The sequence below is a fragment of the Pseudoalteromonas sp. AWM4_233 genome, from assembly GCF_056158285.1.
Genome location: NZ_JBSWSZ010000140.1, coordinates 1 through 4969, shown reverse-complemented (window position 1 = coordinate 4969; position 4969 = coordinate 1). Strand labels below are relative to the sequence as shown.

The 4969-nt window shown below is 50.5% G+C and carries 6 protein-coding genes and 1 pseudogene; 5 read left to right on the top strand and 2 right to left on the bottom strand.

Going from position 1 to position 4969, the window contains the following annotated elements:
• From ACXAC4_RS27440 to ACXAC4_RS27420, 5 genes are all read left to right on the top strand, one after another.
• Positions 1-343 (top strand): winged helix-turn-helix domain-containing protein (locus ACXAC4_RS27440; protein WP_475168367.1); only part of this gene is annotated, 343 nt, incomplete at its 5' end.
• Positions 344-482: 139 nt separating this feature from the next.
• Complete coding sequence (locus ACXAC4_RS27435) at positions 483-1181, top strand: hypothetical protein (protein WP_475168364.1); 699 nt, start codon at positions 483-485, stop codon at positions 1179-1181.
• Positions 1165-1689 (top strand): ATP-binding protein, encoded by a 525-nt coding sequence (locus ACXAC4_RS27430; protein ID WP_475168363.1) that lies wholly within the window; start codon positions 1165-1167, stop codon positions 1687-1689. The genes ACXAC4_RS27435 and ACXAC4_RS27430 overlap by 17 nt, the downstream gene beginning before the upstream one ends.
• Positions 1690-1998: 309 nt before the next feature.
• Entirely contained in the window at positions 1999-2454 is a 456-nt protein-coding gene (locus ACXAC4_RS27425) for a hypothetical protein (RefSeq protein WP_475168361.1), read from the top strand.
• A 283-nt stretch (positions 2455-2737) separates the two neighbouring features.
• Positions 2738-3748, top strand: a complete 1011-nt coding sequence (locus tag ACXAC4_RS27420; protein WP_475168357.1) for a hypothetical protein — start codon at positions 2738-2740, stop codon at positions 3746-3748.
• Between the two features lie 481 nt (positions 3749-4229).
• On the opposite strand, the pseudogene ACXAC4_RS27415 reads toward ACXAC4_RS27420, so the two are convergent.
• Positions 4230-4388: pseudogene (locus ACXAC4_RS27415) on the bottom strand (two-component system response regulator ArcA); the annotation flags it as partial.
• A gap of 107 nt (positions 4389-4495) precedes the next feature.
• A complete protein-coding gene (locus ACXAC4_RS27410; protein WP_475168372.1) occupies positions 4496-4876 on the bottom strand; it encodes a YfiR family protein in 381 nt (126 codons plus the stop codon).
• Positions 4877-4969: the final 93 nt, after the last annotated feature.

Here is a 4969-nt window from a genome sequence, read left to right as displayed (position 1 = left end):
AAGGTTAAACTGGTGCAGCTTTGAACATCTAGCAGCACCTCGTGGTACACCAACGATTGATGTTGGAGACCTGTCCGTTTTGCCTGATGAAAAGGCTGCCTTTTATAAAGGGCGCAATGTGTCTCTTACGGCTTTTGAATTTCGCGCTCTGGAGCATCTTGCTCGGCATGCAGGCTCGGTTGTCAGCCGGGCGGCTCTGATTGAGTATATCTATGCCGAAGACATAAATCTGAACTCGAATGTGATTGATGTTCTTGTCTCGCGTTTGCGCCGTAAGATTTCGCCGTCACTTGTAGAAACCGTGCGCGGGCACGGTTATCGGATACCCACAGATGATGCATGACTGGGCCACGATTACGCGACGTGTTTCGCTTGCGACGATTGCAATCTGTTGCGCCATCCTAGGGGTCGGGGCCACAATCTGCATTCTGCTATACCGGACATATGAGCTTGTAGAATTGGACCTCCTGCTTGCTCAGGATATGTTGATCGAATCCGGAAGGATTACTCTGAACGGGAAACAGACCAAACTATCAGGGCCCGTTGGACGTGGGCTTTATGATGTCGCTGGTGAGAACTGGCTGTGGCAACTAACACAGGATCAGGGCGACGGCCCTCCTCGAATTCTGTTGCAGTCACCCTCACTGGGACCGGTCAATGAAGACAGCCAAATTCTGGCTATTCCAAACGAGGGGAAAGGGAACTTTGAAAGCCCGGAGGGTGGCGTTGTACGCGGCTTGTCGCAGGGGTTTCCTGGAACAAACCCCGAGGATGGAATAACCTTTCGGATCGCAGCACCGATGAAACGTGTGACAGAGGAGATAGACCATGCGGTCAGGTTAATTGCTCTGATATTCATCGGGCTCGCTCTGATGGTATCGATTGCGGTTTATTCAACGGTGAACCGGGGTCTCAAGCCGCTCAAACGGCTCAGTCGAGTTCGGTCAAATCTATGCGCCAAAACGATGCGATCATTGACGGGCGAAACTGGCCGCCTGATCTCGATTCCAGTGGTCGAGGAGTTGCGCGCATTGCATAGACGTAACAATATGAAATCTGAAAAAACACGCAGAAAAAATGCGGAGCTGGCGCATGGATTAAAAACACCGCTGGCAGCATTGATCCGTGTCGCCGAGAAATCTGAACGGCGACAAGCGAGATCAGGTGACAGATCTTGTTGACCGTATGACACGTGTGATCAAGCGCAACCTCAGCCGCGCGCGGACCGAACGTCCTTATGGGAAATCTTCGCCCGTGCGGTCCAGTGCCGAAGACGTGGTCTATGCGCTTGGTGTCATTTTCAGAGATCGGATGCCTGAAATTGAAAACAACATCGATGAGGGAACCCTGTTTCTCGGCGAAGTGGCTGACATTCAGGAAATCCTTGGAAATTTGCTCGAAAATGCTTGTTACTGGGCAGAAACCCGGGTGCACATATCAGCCCCTATCAACGGGAAAGGTATGATCGCTTTAAGTGTAGAAGATAATGGACCAGGTATGGAGCGCAGTCAGACAATGCCAAAGTCACCTTCGCACGGGGCCGGAGGTGAGGGTGAGAATGAACATGGGCTGGGCCTTTTGATTGTTCAGGATATTGCCGAGCTTTATGGTGGGTCGGTTCACACAGGGAAATCGTCTTTGGGTGGTGCGCGGGTGACGGTCATGCTGCCTGGAAGGATTGCGGAATAGGAGTAACGCGACCGCAGTTTTTTGTTTCCACAAATAAATCAATACCCCGTGGTTTGATTTATTGGCGTATAATTGCATATTCAAGAAGCCCAATTGGTACAAAACTCGCAACGCACTGAGGGTTACGTGTTATCAGTAAATTGGTTGATTGAAGGATGTTTCATTTAGTTGGGTAGTCAGGGCATATATACCTTCCATTGAACAATCATCGACTACTGTGTTTTTATGAGTTTGAATAAGACGTGATGGTGTTGCGCCTTTTAATATTTCTCATTGTTCTGGCTTCCATTGTGCTGGCTGGTCGGGACGTTGCGGAAATCACTAGCGGAAAAGGTCGCTCTGGCGGACGGTGCATCGCCCTATTTTGTCGCAAGTGACGCTCTGTTTCTTTATGTCTGGGTTCCGCTGGTCGCGATATCGGCTTCGATGCTATTTGTGGCTCCCGGTCTGTTCTTGATGTGGGGAGTTGCCGCGTCTGGGGACCGTTTTGAGCACTGCTTACTCAAGGGGTTTACGCTGTCTTTGTTTGGTGTGCCTGCTTTTGCAGCCGCCCTGCAGGCAGTCAGTGGCATTCCGATGGTTGGGACGGCTTTCATTTGTCTAATTGTTCTACTCTGCCTGCCCGGCATTGGCCTGATCGCTGCCCGACCCTGTCCGGCTATCCTTCAGGGCAGGTGGTGGGATTTAGCAGGTATGATCCTGCTGCCGCTTGGAGTGTTGATTTTGATAGAGTCCCAAATTCTATTGGGAGGCACTAAACGATGACGGGGCGCACAGCTTTCTGAACGCAATACTGTTCATGACCCGTGGTTCACCCTTCTGGCCGCCGGAAGCAGGAGGCTAGGAGGCTACCCAACCCCCAAGATGATGACGGAAACCTTCCTGCAAACCGGGTTTATAAGGTTCTTTCGGGGGCCATGAAGTCTCTATCCGTCTCGCATATTTACCAGGGGTTTCGGTCCTATTTGGGGTGATGCTGTCCTTTGTTCGCAACTCCGAAGGGCGTACTGACCCACGGACCGTTTTAGGGTTGGGAGCGGCCCTACTGTTGTTTTCCTTCGTGATGGCGTTCAACCCGTCCTATAATCCGTATTTTGCTGATATCGCCTTGCCCATGACCCGCGAACCGATGATTTTGCTGGGGGTACTGGGCTATATCCTGTTCTTTACCGAGCGGAGATTTGGCTGGATGGCGGTTGTGTCCACGCTGGCGTTGCTGACCGCGCCGAACGGTATTCTGCTGATTGGTTTCTTCCTGATTTCCTATTTCCTGCTGACCCGGCCTTTGCCGTTCCGGCAGGTGATCGCCGGAGGAGTGATCGCCGTTGGCGTCGTGATCCTGGCATCGCTGCTTGAAATGGGGCTGCGGTCGTCGGGGCTGACAGGTGTGTCCAGCGAGTTCAACACGGGCAGCATCCTGCGCCGCCTGCGGTACGTCACGATCTTTGATACCGGACGGTTCCTGTTCTGGCTGCTGCCCTGCGGAATATTGCCCGGTCTCGCATTGCTGGCGTGGCGCTGGCAGGACAAGCTGTCCAAAGCCCTGACCCTGACCGTTATCGCCTATGTTCTGTTTTTCTATGTTCAGGCCTACCGCATCCTTCCGCATCATTTCGCACCCGCCGCAGTCATTCCGCTGATCGTTTTCTGGCGCCTGCGCCCGGTTCAGGCTGCGCCTGCACCGGCGCTGGTCTGCGCTCTGGCCGGAGTGATGGTCAGCACCTGGATCAGTTGGCCGGAATCATTGCGTCCGTTTACCCTGACGCGGGACTTGGGGCATCGCATTGCCATTGAAACCGAGACCGCCCCGTTTCCTGATCTGGACGAGATTCGTATCGTCCAAGCGCTGATTGATGAAGCCTTCCCGCCGATCTGGACACGGGCCGAGCTTGAAAACCGCTATATGGCCGGTGGGCTTTCGGTTTATGTACATGCCGGAATGCCTGCGCCGGACAACACCGTCGCGGACTATTTCATCCGCGCCGCATCCGAACCTCTGCAAGACGGAGAAGGTCATGATCGGCGATGTGGTCGAAGATCGGATCCTGGTGGCGCGTGATCGGGCTGCTTACGAAAGCGACCTTGGGAACACCGACGTTCCGATCAGCATTGCGCGTGTCTATCACGTGCCATTTGACATAATTTTTGGACGTGGAACGCGCGAAAAACGCTGTACCCGGTGTGGGATATCGCGAAAACTGCAGGGTTAAGGTAGCCGATGTCAGTGCAACAATGTTTTTGCCCGAAAAGCCGAAAGCGGGCGGTTAAGTGGAGAACTTTATGAAGCAGAATCTCACCGAGCTGGTTGAAACCTATCCACTCCTCCAGAAGCCAGGGCCTATTTCGCTTATATCGGTGTGGTTATGCACCCGGAATTTCAGCCGCCGATTTGCCATGAACAATCTTGGTTACATGCCCAAGCAGGTGTCAGGTGCTGCTAGATGTTCAAAGCTGCACCAGTTTGGCCCCAACACATGAACGGAACCAAGGCTACAAAAAGAATGATTTATGAGGTTAATGATGATGATTCACCTCTTACACAGCACCTGGTTTACATCATCATGAGTCGTTAGCTTGTCGTGCATATCATCGCCATCAATGGCTTCAATTACTTTGTAACCTTCTGCCTCAAATAAACTAACGAGGTTCAAGCGAGTTACGTCTTCATCCTCAACAATCAGAATGACTGGCGTTTGCATTATCATTTAACCTTTTAGGAATATGTTATTTACATTTTATTCGGTACTAGAAGAAAAAACCGAATATTTAGGATTATAGGAGTATATCTAAATGTTAACAAGTAAAATCAGTTAGGGTGAAACTTTGCTACGGCGAGTAACCGAGAAAGTACTTTAAAGTTATGTTTTGCAATCTGTTGCTTATTAACATAAAGCCTGATTTTATTGCCCTCTTGAACAAGCGCCGCCATTCCTTCATTATCTAAAAAACTGAGGTTATCACTAACCATTAACATATCTAGGGGCGTATTCTTGTCATAAGAAGACAGTATATCATTGCCAAGAGCTCCATCAAAGTATGTGATTTCACATTGACTGGAAAGTTCCAAAATAGCGGTGTTTTTTTCTACTTTTTTTATGCTAATTGGTAAACCTTTTATTTTCAGGCTTTTATTTTTAGTAAGTATCGCGCCGGGCCCTGACTTCAGATCATAAAAACAAAAACGGATGCCGCTATCGCCCAGGTGCTGTGTAAGAGGTGAATCTAACCGTCGTTAACCTTAGCAATACGTAATCTCGTCCAATATATACATATAACATAG